This is a genomic window from Pontivivens nitratireducens, from assembly GCF_014235845.1.
Classification (GTDB): domain Bacteria; phylum Pseudomonadota; class Alphaproteobacteria; order Rhodobacterales; family Rhodobacteraceae; genus Pontivivens; species Pontivivens nitratireducens.
Genome location: NZ_JACJUQ010000003.1, coordinates 57,770 through 78,255, shown reverse-complemented (window position 1 = coordinate 78,255; position 20,486 = coordinate 57,770). Strand labels below are relative to the sequence as shown.

The 20,486-nt window shown below is 62.6% G+C and carries 19 protein-coding genes; 14 read left to right on the top strand and 5 right to left on the bottom strand.

Annotation, left to right across the window (positions count from 1 at the left end; translation table 11 throughout):
- Window positions 1-40: 40 nt before the first annotated feature.
- Window positions 41-964: an aspartate carbamoyltransferase catalytic subunit gene (locus H1S03_RS04855; protein WP_185803415.1), complete on the bottom strand. Its 924-nt coding sequence runs from the start codon at window positions 962-964 to the stop codon at window positions 41-43.
- A 258-nt stretch (window positions 965-1,222) separates the two neighbouring features.
- Between H1S03_RS04855 and H1S03_RS04850 the strand changes: the two genes are divergently transcribed.
- The 5 genes from H1S03_RS04850 (at window position 1,223) to rnr (ending at window position 9,031) form a co-directional block, all read left to right on the top strand.
- Complete coding sequence (locus tag H1S03_RS04850; protein ID WP_185803414.1) at window positions 1,223-2,233, top strand: DctP family TRAP transporter solute-binding subunit; 1,011 nt, start codon at window positions 1,223-1,225, stop codon at window positions 2,231-2,233.
- A 231-nt stretch (window positions 2,234-2,464) separates the two neighbouring features.
- Complete coding sequence (gene topA, locus H1S03_RS04845) at window positions 2,465-5,257, top strand: type I DNA topoisomerase (RefSeq protein ID WP_185803413.1); 2,793 nt, start codon at window positions 2,465-2,467, stop codon at window positions 5,255-5,257.
- Between the two features lie 93 nt (window positions 5,258-5,350).
- The gene (locus H1S03_RS04840; RefSeq protein ID WP_185803412.1) at window positions 5,351-6,082 is read left to right on the top strand and encodes a hypothetical protein; all 732 of its coding nucleotides are present in this window, start codon (window positions 5,351-5,353) and stop codon (window positions 6,080-6,082) included.
- A gap of 134 nt (window positions 6,083-6,216) precedes the next feature.
- Complete coding sequence (locus tag H1S03_RS04835) at window positions 6,217-6,714, top strand: YciE/YciF ferroxidase family protein (protein ID WP_185803411.1); 498 nt, start codon at window positions 6,217-6,219, stop codon at window positions 6,712-6,714.
- An 88-nt stretch (window positions 6,715-6,802) separates the two neighbouring features.
- Window positions 6,803-9,031, top strand: coding sequence for a ribonuclease R (gene rnr / locus H1S03_RS04830; RefSeq protein WP_185803410.1), 2,229 nt, complete (start codon window positions 6,803-6,805; stop codon window positions 9,029-9,031).
- Window positions 9,032-9,069: 38 nt separating this feature from the next.
- Here rnr and H1S03_RS04825 read toward each other — a convergent pair whose 3' ends face one another.
- A complete protein-coding gene (locus H1S03_RS04825) occupies window positions 9,070-9,414 on the bottom strand; it encodes a DUF2794 domain-containing protein (RefSeq protein ID WP_185803409.1) in 345 nt (114 codons plus the stop codon).
- Between the two features lie 270 nt (window positions 9,415-9,684).
- Here H1S03_RS04825 and H1S03_RS04820 point away from each other — a divergent pair, with 270 nt between their 5' ends.
- A complete protein-coding gene (locus tag H1S03_RS04820) occupies window positions 9,685-11,253 on the top strand; it encodes a gamma-glutamyltransferase family protein (RefSeq protein WP_185803408.1) in 1,569 nt (522 codons plus the stop codon).
- A 31-nt stretch (window positions 11,254-11,284) separates the two neighbouring features.
- Here the strand turns inward: H1S03_RS04820 and H1S03_RS17630 are convergent, their stop codons facing one another.
- Window positions 11,285-11,419 (bottom strand): hypothetical protein, encoded by a 135-nt coding sequence (locus tag H1S03_RS17630; protein WP_283810334.1) that lies wholly within the window; start codon window positions 11,417-11,419, stop codon window positions 11,285-11,287.
- A 66-nt stretch (window positions 11,420-11,485) separates the two neighbouring features.
- Window positions 11,486-11,812 carry a heat shock protein HspQ gene (gene hspQ, locus H1S03_RS04815; RefSeq protein ID WP_166188638.1) on the bottom strand — a complete coding sequence of 109 codons (327 nt, stop codon included), beginning with the start codon at window positions 11,810-11,812 and terminating at the stop codon, window positions 11,486-11,488.
- A 188-nt stretch (window positions 11,813-12,000) separates the two neighbouring features.
- Here hspQ and H1S03_RS04810 point away from each other — a divergent pair, with 188 nt between their 5' ends.
- The gene (locus H1S03_RS04810) at window positions 12,001-12,588 is read left to right on the top strand and encodes a transglycosylase SLT domain-containing protein (RefSeq protein ID WP_185803407.1); all 588 of its coding nucleotides are present in this window, start codon (window positions 12,001-12,003) and stop codon (window positions 12,586-12,588) included.
- Between the two features lie 66 nt (window positions 12,589-12,654).
- A complete protein-coding gene (locus H1S03_RS04805; RefSeq protein WP_185803406.1) occupies window positions 12,655-13,560 on the top strand; it encodes a LysR family transcriptional regulator in 906 nt (301 codons plus the stop codon).
- A 1-nt stretch (window position 13,561) separates the two neighbouring features.
- On the opposite strand, the gene H1S03_RS04800 is transcribed toward H1S03_RS04805, so the two are convergent.
- A complete protein-coding gene (locus H1S03_RS04800; RefSeq protein ID WP_185803405.1) occupies window positions 13,562-14,380 on the bottom strand; it encodes an ABC transporter permease in 819 nt (272 codons plus the stop codon).
- Window positions 14,381-14,465: 85 nt separating this feature from the next.
- Between H1S03_RS04800 and cysQ the strand changes: the two genes are divergently transcribed.
- Genes cysQ through H1S03_RS04770 form a run of 6 tightly spaced genes read left to right on the top strand, consistent with a single transcriptional unit; the run spans window position 14,466 to window position 20,473 of the window.
- Entirely contained in the window at window positions 14,466-15,254 is a 789-nt protein-coding gene (gene cysQ / locus H1S03_RS04795; protein WP_185803404.1) for a 3'(2'),5'-bisphosphate nucleotidase CysQ, read from the top strand.
- Window positions 15,254-16,054 carry a 3-deoxy-manno-octulosonate cytidylyltransferase gene (locus tag H1S03_RS04790; RefSeq protein ID WP_185803403.1) on the top strand — a complete coding sequence of 267 codons (801 nt, stop codon included), beginning with the start codon at window positions 15,254-15,256 and terminating at the stop codon, window positions 16,052-16,054. Before cysQ ends, H1S03_RS04790 begins: the two co-directional genes overlap by 1 nt.
- Complete coding sequence (locus H1S03_RS04785; protein WP_185803402.1) at window positions 16,008-17,336, top strand: glycosyltransferase family 2 protein; 1,329 nt, start codon at window positions 16,008-16,010, stop codon at window positions 17,334-17,336. Before H1S03_RS04790 ends, H1S03_RS04785 begins: the two co-directional genes overlap by 47 nt.
- 56 nt (window positions 17,337-17,392) lie before the next feature.
- Complete coding sequence (gene galU, locus H1S03_RS04780; protein WP_185803401.1) at window positions 17,393-18,292, top strand: UTP--glucose-1-phosphate uridylyltransferase GalU; 900 nt, start codon at window positions 17,393-17,395, stop codon at window positions 18,290-18,292.
- A gap of 11 nt (window positions 18,293-18,303) precedes the next feature.
- Window positions 18,304-19,443: a glycosyltransferase gene (locus H1S03_RS04775; RefSeq protein WP_185803400.1), complete on the top strand. Its 1,140-nt coding sequence runs from the start codon at window positions 18,304-18,306 to the stop codon at window positions 19,441-19,443.
- Window positions 19,444-19,453: 10 nt separating this feature from the next.
- Window positions 19,454-20,473 (top strand): glycosyltransferase family 2 protein, encoded by a 1,020-nt coding sequence (locus H1S03_RS04770; RefSeq protein ID WP_185803399.1) that lies wholly within the window; start codon window positions 19,454-19,456, stop codon window positions 20,471-20,473.
- Window positions 20,474-20,486 lie beyond the last annotated feature (13 nt).

The following is a 20,486-nucleotide window of genomic DNA, read 5'->3' as shown; positions in this document are numbered from 1 at the left end:
TCGCCACAGTGGTTGGGGCGGGAGTGACGGCACGTGTCGCTCATCCCCGTCCCTCCCCCAGCAATTCGAGCACGGCCATGCGGACCGCGACGCCCATCTCCACCTGTTCCTGAATGACGGAGCGGTTGATGTCGTCGGCGATTTCTCCGTCGATCTCCACCCCCCGGTTCATCGGGCCGGGATGCATGACGATGGCATCCGGTTTGGCGTGGGCGAGCTTGGCTGCGTCCAGACCGAAGCGGTGGTAGTATTCCCGCTCGGACGGGATGAAGCCGCCATCCATGCGTTCGCGTTGCAGGCGCAGCATCATCACGACGTCGGCGTCCTTCAGCCCTGCGGCCATATCGTCCGTCACCTCGACGCCGAATTTCTCGATCCCCGGGGGCATCAGCGTCTTGGGGCCAACCAGACGCACGCGGTTTTCCATCTTGCCCAGCAGCATGATGTTCGAGCGGGCGACGCGGCTGTGCGCGATGTCGCCGCAGATCGCCACGGTCAGGCGTTGCAGGCGGCCTTTCCTGCGGCGGATGGTCAATGCGTCGAGCAGAGCTTGCGTGGGATGCTCATGCCGCCCGTCACCGGCATTGATGACGGCGCAGTTCACCTTTTGCGCCAGCAGGGCCACCGCGCCGGAATTGGGGTGGCGCACGACCAGCAGATCGGGGTGCATCGCGTTGAGCGTCAGGGCGGTGTCGATCAGCGTCTCACCCTTTTTGATGGACGACGCCTGCATGGCCATGTTCATCACGTCCGCGCCCAGACGCTTTCCCGCGATCTCGAAGCTGGCCTGGGTCCGCGTCGAATTCTCGAAGAACATGTTGATCTGGGTCAGGCCGGACAGACTGTCCCGGCGCACCGCGCGGCTGTCGGGCGTCGTCGCGAATGTGTCGGCCCGGTCCAGGACGGCGGCAATGTCCATCGGGCTCAGATGTTCGATTCCCAGTAGGTGCCGGTGATCGAACATCGCAAATCCCTCTCTGTTCCGTGTTGCCTCGCGTTATGTCAGGCGGCACCTGATGGGGCAAGCGCCCGGAAAACCGGCCGCTTCGGACGCTTTGTCGGCTCGGTTGCCACATATTGCACAACTTTACCGACGAAAGTGTTGGAGAACGCGCCCCGTGTAGTTGTAAGACATTAAACGAACATGGTGAGATGGCCCGATACGGGGCACAACCCGCGAGGGGGAACCGGGCGACCGGTGAAAGACAGGGAAGGAATTCGAATGCGACTGACAATGTTCGCCACGGCGCTCGGGGGGGCGCTGGGGTTGGCGCTGACGGCCAATGCGGCGTTCGCGCAATGCGACGCGGGAGAGATGACCATCCGATTCGCGCATGTGACGGCGGAGCAAGGCCACCCGAAGGGCGAAGCCGCCCTGTTGTTGCAGCAGCGCGTAAACGATGAACTGGATGGGCGCGCCTGCATGGAGGTCTATCCCAGTTCCAGCCTGTTCAACGATGACGACGTGCTGCCGGCCATGCTGCGCGGCGAGGTCGAGATGGCAGCCCCTTCCCTGTCGAAATTCGGCGCCTATACCGAAAGCCTGCAATTGTTCGACCTGCCGTTCCTGTTCGAGGACATTCTGGCGGTGGAGGAATTCCAGAACTCCGAGGCGGGTCAGGCGCTGAAGGAATCCATGCTGGACGAGGGATTTTTGGGTCTGGCGTTCTGGCATAACGGCATGAAGCAGTTTTCTGCCAACCGTCCGTTGATCGAACCGGCGGACGCGAATGGATTGAGGTTCCGCATCCAGCCCTCCGCCGTGATCAACGCGCAGATGGAGGCGATCGGCGGCACCGGCATCGCGATGCCGTTCAGTGCGGTCTACGACGCCCTGAACTCCGGCGAGGTCGATGGGCAGGAAAACACCTGGTCCAATATCTATACCCAGTCTTTCCATACGGTTCAGGACGGCGTGACCGAGAGCAATCACGGCATCATCGACTATCTGGTCGTAACCTCGCAGGACTGGTGGGCCGGGCTGGAGCCTGACCTGCGCGACGAACTGGCGCAGATCCTGCTGGAAGTGACGCATGAGCGGAACCGCTTCGCGTTCGAACTGGGCGAGTTGAACAAGATTCGTGTCCGGCAGGACGGCGTGCGCATCCGCACTCTGGATGAGGAGACCCGCGCGCTCTGGATCGCGGCACTGTCGCCGGTCTGGACACAGTTCGAGGATGCAATCGGGCGCGACCTGATCGCCGCTGCGGAAGCGGCGGAGGGTGGATTCTAGGGCCCCCGCCCCGAGATACCTTACCCCCGGCGCGTGGGCGAAACACCCTCCCGCGCCGGGCTGTCACAGCCGCGCCCCCGGTCGGTTTCGTACATTGTCACGAACCTGCATGGCCCCGGACCGGAACCAAACCTGGATAAGGGCCATGTTTTCTTGCCCCGTTGACACTTGGCAAGCGTACACCCATTTTCCCGGATCAACGCGGACCCGGGGTCCGAGGGGGAGTAGTGAATGCCAGTCGTCGTCGTCGAGAGCCCTGCCAAAGCCAAGACAATCAACAAGTATCTGGGTAAGGACTACACCGTCCTCGCCTCATACGGCCATGTGCGTGACCTGCCGCCCAAGGACGGATCGGTCGATCCCGACGACAATTTCGAGATGAAGTGGGAGGTGGCCACCGCCTCGCAAAAACATATCAAGGCCATCGTCGAGGCCCTGAAGGATGACGACAAACTGATCCTCGCGACCGACCCCGACAGGGAGGGGGAGGCGATCTCGTGGCACTTGCAGGAGGCGCTGACCAAGCGGCGCGCCATCAAGAAAACCACCCAGGTCGAACGCGTCGTGTTCAACGCGATCACCAAGACGGCCGTCACCGAGGCGATGAAAAACCCCCGTCAGGTCGATATGGAACTGGTGGAGGCATATCTGGCCCGGCGCGCGCTGGATTATCTGGTGGGGTTCAAGCTGTCTCCCGTGCTGTGGCGCCGGCTGCCCGGTGCGAAATCCGCAGGCCGTGTGCAATCGGTCGCCCTGCGCGTCATCGTTGAGCGTGAGATGGAGATCGAGGCCTTCAAGCCGCGGGAATACTGGAGCGTCAAGGCGATGCTCGAAAACCCGCGCGCCCAGACCTACGAGGCCCGGCTGACCCATCTGGGCGGGCGCAAGCTGGACCGCTACGATCTGGCCACGGGTGAGGCCGCCGAACTGGCGGTCGCCGCGATCACTTCGCGCGATCTGAAGGTCCTGAACGTCGAGGCCAAGCCCGCGACGCGCAACCCCGCCGCCCCGTTCATGACATCCACGCTTCAGCAGGAGGCGAGCCGCAAATTCTCATGGGGTGCGCGGCAGACGATGAACGTGGCGCAGCGCCTGTATGAGGCGGGCTACATCACCTACATGCGGACCGACGGGATCGACATGGCCCCCGAGGCCGTGACTGCCGCGCGCGATGCGATCGGCGAACGCTATGGCAAGGATTATGTCCCCGGCAGTGCGCGCGTGTACAAGAACAAGGCGAAAAACGCGCAGGAGGCACATGAATGCGTGCGTCCGACCGAGCTTTCGCGGGCTGTGGACGACCTGCCCGGCGGGGTCGAGGCGGAGCAGCGCAAGCTCTACGATCTGATCTGGAAGCGGACCATCGCCAGCCAGATGGAAAGCGCCCGGCTGGAGCGGACCACCGTCGATGTCGGATCCTCGGACGGTGAGGTCACTTTGCGGGCCACAGGCCAGGTCGTGACCTTTGACGGGTTCCTCAAGGTCTATGAGGAGGGCCGCGACGACGTGGAGGCGGACGACGCCAAGCGCCTGCCGCAGATCACCCAAGGTGAGGACGCACGCAAGAAATCCGGTGAGTTCGCCGCCGAATTCGACAAACTCACATCCGACTCAGTGGTGGAGGTCGAAGGCACGCGCGGTGTGGTTCGCGAGGAGCGGGCGGTTCTGGGCGGTGACGGTGCCGTTCTGGGCCAGCAACACTTCACCCAACCGCCGCCCCGCTATACCGAGGCCACGCTGGTCAAGCGGATGGAGGAGCTGGGCATCGGACGCCCGTCCACCTATGCCAGCATCGTCACGACGATTCAGGACCGCGACTACGTTCGCAAGGAGAAGAACCGCCTGATCCCCGAGGACAAGGGGCGGCTGGTGACGGCGTTCCTCGAAAACTTCTTCCGCCGTTATGTCAGCTACGACTTCACCGCGAAGCTGGAGGAGGATCTGGATCACGTCTCCGCCGGTGAGGCCGACTGGCACAAGCTGCTCGAACGGTTCTGGGCCGATTTCAAGATCGCGTTGGATGAGACGATGGACCTGTCCATCACCGCCGTGCTGGAAAAGATCAACGAGGTGCTGGAACCGCATCTGTTCCCCCCCAAGGAGGACGGATCGGACCCGCGCCTGTGCCCCAATTGTGGTGAGGGCCGTCTGTCGATGCGCACGGCCCGCTCGGGCGGCGCATTCATCGGATGCTCGAACTATCCCGATTGCCGCTATACCCGCCCCTTGGCAGGTGAGGTCGAGGGCGGCGATGTTGCCGGACCCGACGGAAAGCTGCTGGGTCATGACGAAGAGGGCGTGCCGGTCACGCTGCGCACCGGGCGTTTCGGCCCCTATGTGCAGTTGGGCGAGCCGACTGAGGAGGCCCCCAAGCCCAAGCGCGCGAGCATCCCCAAGGGGACGGACCTGGAACAGGTCGATCTGGCCATGGCGCTGCCGCTGCTGGCGCTGCCGCGTTTCGTCGGCAAGCACCCCGATGGCGGCGATATCGAGAGCAATATCGGGCGCTTCGGCCCCTATGTGATGCTGACCGAACCCCTGCCCGAAGGCGCCAGTGCGAAGGACAAGCCCAAGAAGGTCTACGCCAACCTGGCCGATCCCGAGGAGGTTCACACAATCGGCCTGAACCGGGCGGTGGACCTGATCGAGCAGAAGAAGCTGAACCCCGGACGGCGCGGCGTGGCAGCCGAACCGCTGAAACAACTAGGCGATCACCCCGATGGCGGGCCGGTCAACGTTATGAAGGGGCGCTACGGCCCTTACGTGAAGTGGGAGAAGATCAACGCCACCCTGCCAAAGGATGTGGAACCCGAAGCGGTGACGCTGGAACAGGCTCTGGTCTGGATCAACGAGAAGGCCGCGACCAAACCCAAGAAGAAAGCCCCCGCCAAGAAACCCGCCGCGAAAAAGCCGGCAGCCAAGAAGAAGCCCGCAGCAAAGAAACCTGCCGCGAAGAAAACCGCCGCCAGCAAAGCCGCGCCGAAGAAGGCGGCGGATGCCGATGTGGTGGATGACGAGGGCTGAAAGCACGAAATTGCCTAGACCGCAGCGCCCCGCGCCGCATCTATGCGGTCTATGGCTGCTGCGGCGGCCCTCGTTTCAGGCCGGAGGCTTCGCATGACGACCATCACGATCGGCTCCGGCGCGTTCGACTTTATCGGGGCTGCCTACGGCCACAACGCACCGCCTGCGGTCAGCGTCCTGATGAAACCGCGCGCGGTGCAGGATGCGGCGATCCGCGTGCCGCTGCGCTTTGGCATGGGGCGATGGGACTGCACCCGTCTGGCCAACCTGCCCGAGGCGGAGCGGATGCACGCGATGCAGGCCTTTGCCCGGACGGCCCGCACGACGCACTGGCTGCGGCACGATGTGTCGGTCCGGGGTGATGCGGAAACCACGCTGAGCGACGCGGCCTCAACCGAACTTTGGCGGCGAATCGAGGAATATACCGGCCTGTCCCGTGCGCAGATCGGTGATTGGGCAACGACCGCGTTCGGAAAGCCACGCCACCACACCGATCTGGTGCCGTGGCTGGGCCAGCTGATGCCGCATTACAGCTTTACCCTGCATATGGGCCTGGTGCCGCTGATGATCGCCCTGCGTCCGGACGATGCACGCTTTCCCGAAGGTGTCACCCTGATGCTGAACGTTCTGGTGGACGGCATGTATCACGTCGATGTCACCGATCAGTGCGCCGCCCCGCCGCAACCGATACGGCAGGCCCTGCCGCTGCGCGGTCTGGCGGGCACCACGGACGATGCGAAACGCTGGTCGATCAATGTCGCCCGACTGACCGCGCAAAACGACCCAAAGCTGAGCCGCCTGTTGGGTATGTTGCGGCGACTATAGGATTTCGCGTCTGTCACCCTTCATGAATCTGATGCGCACCTGATGAGCGCGACAAAATCGCCAGTCTCGGAACTGGCAGCCGATCTGCACGTTTCCTCTGTCCAAGGCTATTGAAGCAACGAGAGGATTTCACGATGGCATTTTCGTCCCTGAAAGATATCTATATCGACCAGATGCAGGACATTTATTCCGCCTGCAAACAATCTAAGGCCGCAACGCAGAAGCTGCACGATGCCGCCACCGACGATGAATTGAAAAAGGCGCTGAAGGCCGGCGCCGACGGCATTCAGGATGGCATGGACACCCTGTCCGAGATCATCAAGGGCCATGGCGAAGACCCCACAGATGAGTTCTGCAAGGGCATGGAAGGTCTGGTCAAGGAGGTGCACGCGCATGTCCTGGATGAGGACTTTTCCGACGATGACGTGCGCGATGCCATGATCATCACGCAATATCAGCGCATGGCCCACTACGCCATTGCCGGGTATGGCTGCTGCAAGGCATTTGCCAAGCGGCTGGACCAGACCGACGATGCCACGAAACTGGATAAATGTCTGGACGCCTCCTATGACGGCGACCGTCACATGACCGAGATCGCGACCGGCAGTGTCAATAAATCCGCTGCGGCCTGATCCGACAGCAAATCAAATGATAGCCCCGTCCGCAATTCGCGGGCGGGGCGCTCTCGTGTCCGCTTTCCCTTCATGCTAAGGCGACTGCATGAAAGATTTCCCCACCCAAGAGCAGATCCTCGATTTCATCCGCGCGCATCCCAATGCCAGCGGCAAGCGAGAGATCGGCCGCGCGTTCGGCATCAAGGGCAATGCCCGGATCGAGTTGAAGCGTGTCCTGCGCGAAATGACCGAGGCGGGCCTGATCGAGAAGGGCCGCAAGAAGTTCCACAAGGCCGGTGAGTTGCCGCCCGTGGCCGTGCTGCGCGTCATGGCCCCCGACAGCGACGGCGATCTGTGGGCCGAACCGCTGCAATGGGACAGTGAGGACGCGAAGCCGCGCGTCTCCATCCCGCCGGGGCGCGGGGATAAGGCCGTCGGAGAGGGCGATCAGGTTCTGGTCAAGATCGACCGCGGCGATCACGGCTATTTCGGCAAGGTGATCCGCAAGGTCGGTTCCGGCCCGCAAAAGGTGCTCGGCATCTTTCGCCAGCAGGAATACGGCGGGCGCATCGTTCCGATCAGCAAGAAGGCCGACCGCGAATGGGTGGTCCAACCCGGTGATCGCAACGGCGCGCGCGACGGTGAACTGGTCGAGGGTGAGCAGATCGGGCGCGGCGACCGGATGGGTCTGCCAAAGGCCCGGATCAGCGCCCGGCTGGGCGACCCCGCCGCCCCAAAATCCGTCAGCCTGATCGCCATTCATGAACATGGCATCCCCGATGCCTTTCCCGACGACGTGGTCAAGCAGGCGATCAAGGCCAAGCCTGTCAGCCTGGGCCAGCGCGAGGATCTGCGCCATCTGCCGCTGATCACCATCGACCCGTCGGACGCCCGCGACCACGACGACGCCGTCGCGGCGGAGGCGGACAGCGATCCGCAGAATCCCGGCGGGCATGTGGTCTGGGTCGCCATCGCGGATGTGGCGCATTACGTCATCCCCGGCTCCCCCTTGGATGCGGAGGCGCGCAAGCGCGGCAATTCCACCTATTTCCCCGACCGCGTCGTGCCGATGCTGCCGGAGGAGTTGTCCGGCGATCTGTGCAGCCTGCATGAGGGGGTGGACCGCCCCTGTATCGCGTTGCGCATGCAACTGGACGCGGGGGGGCGCAAGATCGGGCATCGCTTCACCCGCGCTCTGATGCGCTCACCTGCTTCGCTCAGCTATGAGGAGGCGCAGGCCGCGATCGACGGGCAAGTGACGGAGCGGACCGAACCCCTGCTCGACTGGGTGCTGCGCCCGCTCTGGGCCGCCTATGAGGCGACGAAGCTGGCGCGCGAACACCGTGCGCCGCTCGATCTGGATCTGCCCGAACGCAAGGTGATCCTGAACGACGCGGGCGAAGTGACCTCCGTCGCGTTCCGCGACCGGTTCGACGCGCACAAGCTGATCGAGGAGTTCATGATCCTGTCGAATGTGTGCGCCGCCGAAACGCTGGAACGCAAGCAGCGCCCGCTCTTGTACCGCGTGCATGAGGAACCCTCCCCCGCGAAGCTGGACCAGCTGCGTGAGGTCGTGGACAGCGTGGGCATGGTGCTGGCCAAGGGGCAGGTGCTCAGAACCGCGCATCTCAATGCGCTGCTGAACGACAGCGCGGGTCAGGAACATGCGGAGATGATCAACGTCTCCGTCCTGCGGTCGATGATGCAGGCCTATTACGCGGCGGAAAATTTCGGGCATTTCGGGCTCAGCCTTGCGCGGTATGCGCATTTCACCTCTCCCATCCGGCGCTATGCCGACCTGATCGTGCACCGGGCGCTGATCTCGGCTCACAAATGGGGGGATGACGGGCTTGGCCCGCTGGATGAGGAAAGGCTGGAGGAGACGGCCGAGCATATCAGCCAGACCGAGCGGCGATCCATGCTGGCAGAACGCGACACGACCGACCGCTACCTCGCCGCCTATCTGGCGGAGCGGGTGGGCAATGAGTTCGAGGGCCGGGTCGCCGGCGTCGCCCGTTTCGGCCTGTTCGTGAAGCTGGACGAAACCGGTGCCGATGGCCTGATCCCGATCAGCAGGCTGGGCCACGAATACTGGAGCCACGATCCCGATACGCAAACCCTGATGGGCGACCGTTCGGGCCGGGTGATAGGGCTTGGGATGCCGGTAACGGTGCGGCTGGAGGAAGCGGTTCCCGTGACGGGCGGCCTGCTGTTCGAATTGCTGTCGGTCGAGGATCGCGCCATGCCACGCGGCAAGAGCGGCCCGCGCAAGGGCGGCGGCAAGCGCAAGCTGACGAAATCGAAGATCCGCCGCAACCGCTCCCGCAGGGCCTGAACTGCGGGGCTTGATCTGCTTGGCCTGATGCTTCGGGGCTAGTCGTCCACGGCGCGGATCAGCTTTCGCTCCAACACCCGCAGCACGGTTTTCAGGTCATGACCCCGCTTCAGGATCTGGCCGTCCATGGCGATCACCGCATACATGCCCTGCGCGCGCGCCAGCTTGGGCCGCTTCTCGATCCGGTAAAGCGGATATTCGGCCGCGCGGCGAAAGACGGAGAAGACCGCCACGTCCCGCAAGGCAGAGATGCCATAGTCGCGCCATTCCCCGGCCGCGACCATTCGGCCGTACAGCGACAGGATTACGTTCAGTTCGGTCCGGTGATAGCTGACCACCTCATCCGGGTTGCGCGGGCCGTTTATGGGGGTGACGCTGTTCATGGCTCAAGATTATTCCCTTTTGCCAGCACGACAAGCACCCCAAGGCGATTAAGGCAATCGCGCCGCAATCTTGGCGTGAAAGGGTACGATTTCCTCCACGTTCCGGCCACTTTTTTTACCTCTATTAAATCCGTGATACACGGGACGGCTCAATTTCATGCCCCCAAACTGAATACGGGTCGTTTCCGTGTGTCGCACATTCCCAGACATTTGATAAGCATGACGCAAGAATGCAGGTCCGACCTGTGGAATATCCAAACGAGGCAGCCCATGCGCGACTTTCACCTACCCGGCAGATCCCCCGTATTCGCAACCAACGGCATGTGCGCAACCTCGCACCCGCTGGCCGCTGGCATGGCGATCGACACGCTCAAACGCGGTGGAAACGCCGTCGATGCGGCAATCGCGGGTGCCGTTCTGCTGGGCCTGTGTGAACCGCAGATGACCGGGCTGGGCGGCGACATGTTCGCGCTGGTCTCACATCAGGGGAAGATTCGGGGTCTGAACGCCTCGGGTCGTGCGCCGGCGGGAATTTCTGCCGCTGCGATGCGGGCCGCGGGGCATGACAGCGTGCCGGTCTATTCGGTCGATGCGGTCAGCGTTCCCGGTGCGGTGGACGGGTTCTGCACCCTGTCCGAGACGATGGGCAAACTGGGGATGGCCGCGATACTGGAGCCTGTGATTCCCTATTTCGAGGCCGGCGTTCCCGTCGCTCCGCGCGTCGCTGACGATTGGGCCAGGGCCGACAATCTGAGCGGGGACGCCCGCAGCCATTTCCTGATCGACGGCAAGCCGCCGAAGCCCGGAACGATGTTCAGCGCCCCCGGTCAGGCCCATGTGCTGCGCCAGATCGCCCAGAAGGGTCGTGCCGGATTCTACGAGGGGGACGTGGCTGCCGATATGGTCGATTCGCTGCGGGCGATGGGAGGCACCCACACGCTGGAGGATTTCGCCGGAACCGCCTGCGACTGGGTGGAGCCGGTGACGGGCACCTATCGCGGGGCGGAGCTGGTGGAGCTGCCGCCGAACGGGTCCGGGGCAACCGCGCTGCTGCTTCTCAAGATGCTCGAAGGGTTCGATATCGCCGCGATGGACCCGTTCGGCGCGGACCGCGCCCATCTGGAGGCCGAAGCCGCGAAGCTGGCCTATGACGCGCGAAATCGCTTCATTGCCGATGCCGGGCACACGACGCGGCTGGACCACATGCTGTCCGAGCAAACCGCGCGCGATCTGGCCGCCCTGATCGACATGGACTCCGTTATGGCGGCCCCCGCCCCGCTGTCCGAACAGGTGCACAAGGATACGATCTACATCACCGTCGTGGATGGTGACGGCATGGCGGTCAGCCTGATTTATTCCATCTTTCACAGTTTCGGGTCCGGTCTGGCCTCCTCCAAATACGGCATAGGGTTTCAGAACCGGGGGGCCGGATTTTCGCTGGTCGAGGGGCATCCGAACGAGGTCGGGCCGGGCAAGCGGCCCATGCACACGATCATCCCCGCAATGCTGAAGAGGACCGGACGGGTCGAAATGCCCTTCGGCGTGATGGGCGGGGCCTATCAGCCCAACGGTCATGCGCGTGTGATCTCCAATATCGTGGATTACGGCATGGACCCGCAGACGGCGATAGATGCGCCCCGCAGCTTTGGCGCGCTGGGACCGTTGGAGCTGGAAAACGGCTACGCTCCCAAGGTTTGGGACGCATTGCGCGGCAAGGGGCATGATGTCGTGTCCCCCGAAACGGCGATCGGCGGCGCGCAGGCCATCCGCATCCATTCCGATGGCGTTCTGGAGGGGGCCAGCGACCCGCGCAAGGACGGCTGCGCCCTGGGATATTGACCCCAGGGCCCCGGCCGGGGGCACGGATTGGTCAGGATGGATCGGCGAGGATGAGACGTAACGCGAAAGATATGATCCCGAACCAGACCCCCACGGAAAACAGGATCAGGGCCGACCATACGACCAACCCCTCCGCACGGCGCAGATCAGACCAGATTTCGCGCATAGATCATCCTCCAGCAGAGGCCCCCGCCGGTAGAAAACGACAAATGTCTTAACGTTCGGTAAACGCCTAATGCGTGCCGCCCCACATGTGGTAACGACCGTTTTCTAGGGTGTGGAACATGCCGCCGACATCGGGATGATCGACAGGCTCACCCGTCTCATCCTGCAACAGGTTTTGTTCGGAGACGTAGGCCACGTAGTAGCTCGTCTCATTCTCGGCGAACAGGTGATAGAACGGCTGATCCTTGCGAGGACGGTGTTCCTCGGGGATCGATTCCCACCATTCGTCGGAGTTCGCGAATTCCGGGTCCACATCGAAGATCACGCCGCGAAACGGATGAACCCGGTGGCGCACCACCTGTCCTATCGCGAATTTCGCTACTTTCATCTCCATGCTCGCACCCCTTCCGATCAGCCGAGTGATAGGCACTGTGCCGCGGAGTGTCCAGCGCAGGGCCGGTTCCGCCCGCCCCGCGCTGTTACGTGACAAAGATCGCCGAGCGCATTCGCAAAAGTCGTGCTATGATCCCGGCAGAGACCCGCAAAGGGTTCGTCGAGCAGTGACAGTTACAGGTGACGATTATGAGGTTCAGCCCCTTCGCCCGCATGGCGGGTATCGCGATATTATCCCTTCTGGCTGCCTGTGGCGGGCGTAATGAAGGTTCCGTCGCCCAGCGCGGCGATGCGCCCACCAATACACTCAATATCTGCGCGATTTTCGCGGAGCGTCCGCACTGGCGCTCGGACGTGGAGACGGCCTCGCTGCGCTATGGCACGCCGGTGCCGGTGATGATGGGGATCATGTGGCGGGAAAGCCGGTTCCAGCAACATGCCAGTCCGGGCACGACATCGGCCTATGGCTACGCGCAGGCGATCGATGCGACGTGGGATTGGTACAAGGAGTCGTCAGGCAACCGGAACGCCCGGCGCGACAACTTTGCCGACGCGGCGGATTTCGTCGGTTGGTACATGACCCAGACGGGCCGCCAGAACGGTTTGGACTTCACCGACAGTTTCGCGCATTACCTCGCCTATCACGAGGGGCATCGCGGATTTGCGCAGGGGACGTACTGGCAAAAGGAGTTCCTGCTGAACGCCGCGTCGCAGGTTCAGATGATGTCCGGCGCCTATGCCCTGCAACTGAACGCATGTCCCAGCCGCACGGCGTGATCATCGCTGCGTTGACAATTCGCACGGGGATCCCTTTGTGATGCAGGTACATGAACGGAGCATCGCATGGATCGTCTGGCGGAAATGGAAGCGTTCATCGCTGTGGTGGATCAAGGTGGCTTCACCGATGCCGCGCGCAAGCTGAATATTTCCAAAAGCGCGATCTCGAAACACGTGTCCAGCCTGGAGGCCCGGCTGGGCGCGCGATTGCTCAACCGCACGACACGCCGCGTCAGCCCGACGGAAATCGGGCTGGCGTATTACGACAAGGCAGGGCGGGTCCTGTCCGAGGCTGGCGACGCGGACGCCATGGTATCGGCCATGCAATCCGAACCGCGCGGCGAATTGCGCCTGTCCGTGCCTGTGGGATTCGGTACAACCCACGTGTCCGAGGCGGTGGCGGCCTTCCTGCTGCAATACCCGGACGTCTCGATCCACATGACGATGGACGACCGTTTCGTGGAATTGGTGGCCGAAGGTTTCGACCTGGCAATCCGCATCGGGAACATGCCGGATTCCAGTCTGCGGGCGCGCAAGCTGGGTGCGGCGACCGGCCTGCTGGTCGCATCCCCCGAATACCTGGCCCGGCGCGGAACACCGCAAACCATCGACGAACTGGCGGCGCACGATCTGCTGCATTACTCGAACCTGTCCACCGGCAATTTCTGGCGATTGGTCAGCGAAACCGGCGTGGAAAAACAGGTGCGTGCCGGCGGAAAGCTGACGGTCAACAATGGCGAATCACTGCTGCGCGCGGTGGAGGCGGGGCTGGGCATATCTTCCGTGCCGACATTCATCATTCGCGATTCCATCGCGCAGGGCCGCACGGTGGAAATATTGCCGAACGTGCGCAAACCGCAGTTGGGAATCTACGCGGTTTATCCGCCGGGCCGGTTCCCGCAACCGAAACTGCGGGCCTTCGTCGAGTTCATGGCCTCGCATTTCAAGAAACAAGGCGACGTGATCTGGTAGGTCATTCCATTCCGTAGTTTTGGCGCGCGCGCAGCGCAAACTCGACAACGAAGCCGAGCGCAAGCGCCGCCAGCGTGAAGTAAAGCGGGTATTCCATGCTGGTTTTCTTCGGGACATAATTGATGAAGGCCTGCCCCCGCGCCTGGTCGATCGCATGGAACAACGGGTTCCAGGTGAAGAACGGCAGAATGCTGGCGGGGATCATATTGGCCACGAACATCTTGCCGCTCGTGATCATCTGGACGCGCCTGTAGAGTTGATAGAGCATCGGAATGAACTTCGGTGCCAGGGGCGAAAACGCCATGAACATCAATCCGACCGCCAAACCGCTGGCCCATGCCAGAAAAAACGGCAGCAACATGCCCGACGGATTGTAGACCTCAAGCTCGCCCCGGACCAGGTAGGAGGTCCCCATGATCACGATGATCGACAGCACGACGATGTAGAGCTGGTTGATCGCCGATGCCAGAATGCTCAACAATGTCGATGTCTTGGCGTAGAACATCATGCCCGACATAGCATGGCTGGCACCCTTGAGCGTCGTTACCGCCTGAATATGGGCGCGGTACAGGAAAATGCCCGTCATCATGAACAACAGGAAATCACCGCGGATCACCGGACTGCGGCCGAAAACCTCGAACATGAGGTAGAACATCACGAACAGGATCAGCGGTTGCACCAACAGCCCGGCAAATCCCAGAAACGATCCGCCCGTCGCGGTGCGAAAGGACCGGACGATGGAGATGTAGATCAGCTCGATCAGACTGAGACTGGATTCCCAGAACGTCGTGGCGCGGTGGTATTTCTCGAAACGAGGCATCGTGTCCGGTCCTTGTCAGAAGACGGTAGGTATCTCATACACCACAAGCGGGTCGAATGTCCCGCAACGCACGAGGATGAATGACATGGACTACGAAAACGTTACCGCAACCTTTCGTCGGCTTGCCATCGAAGCAGGCACGGCGATCATGGACATCTACGGCACTGACGATTTCGACGTCCGGTCCAAGTCCGACGAAAGCCCGGTAACGGCGGCGGATGAGGCCGCGGATGCCCTGATCTCCGCCGGGTTGCGCGCGACATTCCCAGACATCGCCCTCGTGACCGAAGAACAATCCGCCACGCATGGGCAGAACGTTTCGACCTTTATCATCGTCGATCCGCTGGACGGAACGAAGGAATTCGTGCAGCGGCGGGGTGAATTCACGGTCAACATCGCACTGGTTGAAAACGGCGTGCCGACGCGGGGCGTCGTTTACGCCCCGGCGGTCGGGCGGCTGTTCTATACCGATGCGACCGGACAGGCGGTCGAGGAAACCGGCGCGTTCGGCGCGGAGCCGGGTCCGGTGTCGCCGATGAACGTCGCCCCCCCCTCGGGCGCGCTGCGGATCGTGGCGTCCAAGTCGCATCGCGATGCGGCAACGGATGATTACATCGCAAAATACGATGTGGATGAGCTGGTCGCGGCGGGATCCTCGCTGAAATTCTGCCTCGTGGCGGCGGGTGAGGCGGACCTCTACCCCCGGCTGGGCCGCACGATGGAATGGGACACTGCAGCGGGCGACGCGGTGCTGCGCGGGGCCGGTGGCACGGTGGTCCGCTTCGACGATCATGCGCCATTGGCCTATGGCAAGTCCGGGTTCGAAAACCCCTTCTTCATCGCGGCCCCTGCCGAACTGAAGCTGGAGGCGTAATGTCCGTCCTGATCCTGATCCCCGCGCGCTATGCCTCCACCCGTTATCCGGGCAAGCCGCTGGTCGAGCTGGTAGGCGCGTCCGGGCAGGCGAAATCACTGATTCGGCGCAGCTGGGACGCGGCGCTGTCGGTGGCGGGGGCGGACAGTGTCGCCGTTGCCACGGATGACGCGCGGATCGCGGATCATGCACGCGCATTCGGGGCGGAGGTCGTGATGACCTCCACCACCGCGCGAAACGGGACGGAGCGCTGCGCCGAGGCGGTCGCCGCCATGGTTACGCCCCCTGATATCGTGGTGAACCTGCAAGGCGACGCGCCGCTGACACCCGCTTGGTTCGTCGAGGATCTGATCCGCGCCATGCAAGCCGATCCCGAAATGCAGGTGGCCACCCCCGTGCTGCGCACCGATGCCATGGCCCTGCGCGGGTTTCGTGAGGATCGCCGCAATGATCGTGTCGGCGGCACCACAGCCGTGTTCGACCGGGCGGGCCGGGCGATGTACTTCTCGAAAGAGGTCATTCCATATACCGGGCGTGATTTCGCGGAGGGGGAGGACAACCCGGTTTTCCATCATGTCGGCGTATATGCCTACCGTCCCACAGCGCTGGCGGCCTATTCCGGCTGGCCCGAGGGGCGGCTGGAAGCATGGGAGGGGTTGGAGCAACTGCGCTTCATGGAAAACGGCATTCCCGTGCACTGTGTCGAGGTCGATGCCCGTGGCCGCGCGTTCTGGGAGCTGAACAACCCCGTGGATGTCGAACGGATCGAGGCGATCCTGCGCGATCACGATCTGGACTGAGCGCATGACCCCCTCGGTCAGCGTCATCGTCGCAAACCGGGGCCGTGCCTGGTCGTTGAGCCTGACCTTGCAGGCGCTCAAACGGCAGCGTCACATCAAGCCCGAAATCATCGTGGTGTCCGACGCCCCGGCCCCACGCGACCTGTCCGTGCACTGGCTGCGCCACGACGAAGCGAACGTCGCCACCGCGCGAAATGCCGGATTGATGGCGAGCACGGGTCAGATCATCGCCTTTTGCGATGACGACGCGGTGCCGGAGCCGTCCTGGCTGTCGCAGTTGCTCGCCGGCTTCGACACGGACGAGGTCGGAGCCGTCGGCGGCCCGGTCCTCGGCCCTGACGGGGTGCGCGAACAATGGGGTGAGATGGGCTTCGACCGCCGGGGCCGCGACACCCCCGACGGGCCATTTCGCAAGTTGAACGGCACCAATATGGCCCTGCGGCGCAAGGCGATCACGGCAATCGGGGGCTTCGATCCGCGGTTCGCCTACTATCTGGACGAAACCGACATGCTGCTTCGACTGCACGACGCAGGATGGCGGACACGGTGGATCCCCAGTGCGGTGGTCCATCATGCCACCAGATCGAACGCGATCCGGGGGGCCGGAACAACCGTCGCGGGGTTCACGCAACTGGGGCGCAGCGTGGCCGCATTCGCGCGCAGCCATTCGCCGGATTGTAGCCAGGCAGAGGACATGGTGCGGGATCAGCGCCGCCGCCTGCTGCGATTGCACGATCTGGGCCTGCTGTCCGGCCATGGTGTCGCCGCGCGGCTGAAGGCGCTGAAGGGTGCCTTGAAGAAGGCCAGTGACCCCGCCCCAGACCGCGCTGACATTCCCGCCTCCGTCGCCGGTCCCGCCGACCCGCGCCCCGATTCCATACGGGTCGCCATCGCACCGCGCATCCTAAGCCGAAGGTCCGCGCGACGCCTTGCCCGTGATCTGAGCCTGCATGGATTCGAAGTCACTGTGATCACGCAAATATGGCTGAACAGGCCTCTCTGCGTGAAATGGCACCCGGACGGGTACTTCCATCACAGGGGTGGAGTCTTCCGGGCCGGCAACCGGTGGCCGCGCTGGTCCGCGATGCTGGAACGTGAAGTGGCAAGGACAGCGCCGCTGCGCGACTACACGCATCTGATCCTGTCAAACCGTCGTGGCGATGCATTCGTCCTGAAGCTTGAGCGACCGACCGTCGCGAAGATTTCATACAGGATGGATAGAAAGTGGCAGATTGTCCGAAAATTTGATACCACTTCGGCAATTGATGCGTTGCAGCATTGAGGCGAAGCTGAATTCGCGCAACTATAAACGTGTATCAACCGGAGAGATTGCAGATCATGGAACGCAAGGTGACGAAGGCCGTATTTCCCGTGGCAGGACTCGGCACGCGATTTTTACCCGCGACCAAGTCGATTCCCAAGGAAATCATGACCCTTGTGGATCGCCCGTTGATTCAATACGCGATCGACGAGGCTCGCGACGCGGGCATCAGCGATTTCATCTTCGTCACCGCACGCGGCAAGCAAAGTCTGGAAGACTATTTCGACAGCGCACCCGAACTGGAAAGCTCCCTGCAAGCCAAGGGTAAATCGGATCTGCTGCAAGAATTGCAGCGCACGAATATGGATTCCGGTGCCATCGCCTATGTCCGCCAGCGCGAGGCCCTGGGGCTGGGACATGCCGTCTGGTGCGCCCGCCGTCTGATCGGTGACGAACCCTTTGCCGTTCTGCTGCCCGATGACGTGATCCAGGGCGGGCGAAGCTGTCTGCGCGACATGGTCGACACGCATGTGGAGACCGGCGGAAACGTGGTCGCCGCGATGGATGTTCCCAACGACAAAGTCTCGTCCTACGGCATTCTGGGCGTGTCCGAGGATGACGGCACCCGTGCCAAGGTCGACCGGATGGTCGAAAAGCCTTCGGTCGCGGATGCGCCTTCGAACCTGGCGGTGATCGGTCGCTATATCCTGACGCCCCGGGTCCTGCAGAACCTCAACCGCAAGGAACGCGGGGCGGGCAACGAAATCCAGCTCACCGATGCGATCGCGGCTGAGATCGACGGACCCGATGGCGTTTATGGCCAGCGGTTCGAGGGGCAACGCTTCGATTGCGGATCAAAGGCGGGGTATTTGCAGGCAACGGTGGCGTTCGGCCTGTCACGCAATGATCTGCGAGAAGAGCTCGCCGATTTCCTGAGCACGCTCGACCTGAATTCCGTGTCCTCCACCGCGAAGTAGGCGGATACTGCATGGTTGCGGTCCTGTTCGATCTGACGCGCAGCTTTTCACGCCGCGACCATGCAAATCCCACCGGCATAGACAGGGTCGAAACCGCGCTGTTCAACGCCCTGTCGCAGCTTGGCCCCGTCACCGGATTGGTGCGCAGCGGTCGAAGGTGCTGGAGCGCTGACGGGCCGCGTATCAGCACAAGCATCCTGCAACCGGCACCGCTCGACGGAATCGCCCGACTGCAATACTGGCGCGACGAGGCGCGACGCCGTGGTGAGAGCGGATTGCGCAAAACCTATGGCCGGGGCGCGCGCGGCCTCCCCTGCCCTGCCCATGCCGGTCAATGGCTGGTCTGTGTCGGACACACCCTTCCCGATGAAGCACAAGTGGCGCGGTGGAAGGCGCGCGCCGGGCGCCTGGCCGTTCTGGTTCACGATCTGATACCGCTCAACCATCCGGAATGGTCCCGCCCCCGCCCGGCGGCCCGATTCGCCACGACGATGCGCCTGACGGCAGGACAGGCCGATCTGGTTTTGCATCTGACAAGGGCGGGGCAAGCCCGATGGCTCAGTCGCTATTCGCGAAACGAGGGGCAGCGTCACGCCGTTCTGCCCATGGGCGCCACCGACCTGCCGGATATGGAGCGAAACCCGCGCCCGCGCCCCGTCATGCTGATGATCGGCACGATCGAACCGCGCAAGGGGCATGCCACGATCCTGGATATCTGGGACCAGTTCGCGCCGGTGGCGGATCTGCATATCGTGGGGCGGCGCGGCTGGCGCAACGCCGAAACCTTCGCCCGGCTCGATGCCCGGCCATCCGGTGTCACCGAAATCGCGGAGGCCACGGATCTGCAAATCGCGACCGAGATTTCCGCCGCGCACACGCTTTTGTTTCCCTCACGTGCCGAAGGGTACGGGCTGCCCGTAATGGAGGCGCGGGTGCGAGGTCTGCCCGTTCTGGCGAGCGATCTGCCGGAACTGCGTGAAATTCACGGCGATGCCATCGGCTATGTTACCCCGAACAACAGTGAGGCGTGGCACCTTGCAATCGACGGACGTCTGAAGGAAAACCACCCAAGTACTGATCAACCAAAAGTTCTTTGGTCGCCATGGATCGAATCCGCGCGTATGTTAAGGGCCTTGATGTTCGGCGGATGACCCTTTTTACATGAAAATTCTCAGCATCCTGAACCGAATGTTCCTGCGGACACGCCGTCGTCGCCTGCAACTGCGCGCACGCCGCAAACGCAGGGAGCTTTCCTCCACCATGGACCGGACCGACATGATCGCGTCCGGTGACATCCTGCTCTTTTCGACCTTGCGCAACGAGATCGAGAGGCTGCCGTATTTTCTGAATTACTATCGCAAGATGGGTGTTGGACACTTTCTGATCGTCGACAACGGTTCGACCGATGGCAGTGCCGAATACCTCAGCGAGCAGACGGATGTGTCCCTCTGGCAGACCGGTGCCAGCTACCGAAAATCGAGATTCGGGTGTGACTGGCTGAACGGTCTGTTGGCGCTATACGGTCACGACCACTGGACGCTGACGGTGGACGTGGACGAATTCCTCGTCTTTCCCCATTCGGATGTCAGACCGCTGAACGCCCTGACGGACTGGCTCGATTCATCTTCCGTCAAGTCTTTCAGTGCCATGTTGCTGGACATGTACTCAAAGGGTCCGATTTCAGAAACGCATTACAAAAGTGGACAGAATCCGTTCGATATACTGCGCTGGTTCGATAGTGGAAATTATCTGATTCGCCGGGATCGTCGGCACGGAAACCTGTGGATCCAGGGGGGGCCGCGAATGCGTGACATTTTTGCCTACGAACCCGCCTGTGCCCCGGCGTTAAACAAGATTCCATTGGTAAAATGGCAACGAGGTTACGTATACGTCAGCTCGACACATAGTCTGCTGCCACGAGGATTGAACAGGGTTTTCGACGAATGGGGCGGGGAGAAGCCGTCAGGCTGCCTTCTTCACGCCAAATTTCTCAGCTTGATGAGTGAGAAGGTCGAGGAAGAGTTGGAGCGCAAGCAGCATTACGCTGGCGGGCGTGAATACCAGGCCTACCGCGAAACAATTTCAGTCGAGGGTACGTTCTGGACTGAGGGTTCGGTTGAATATTCCGGATGGCGACAACTTGAGGAGCTCGGATTGATGTCCTCCGGAAGCTGGATTTGAAGGGGATGACGTG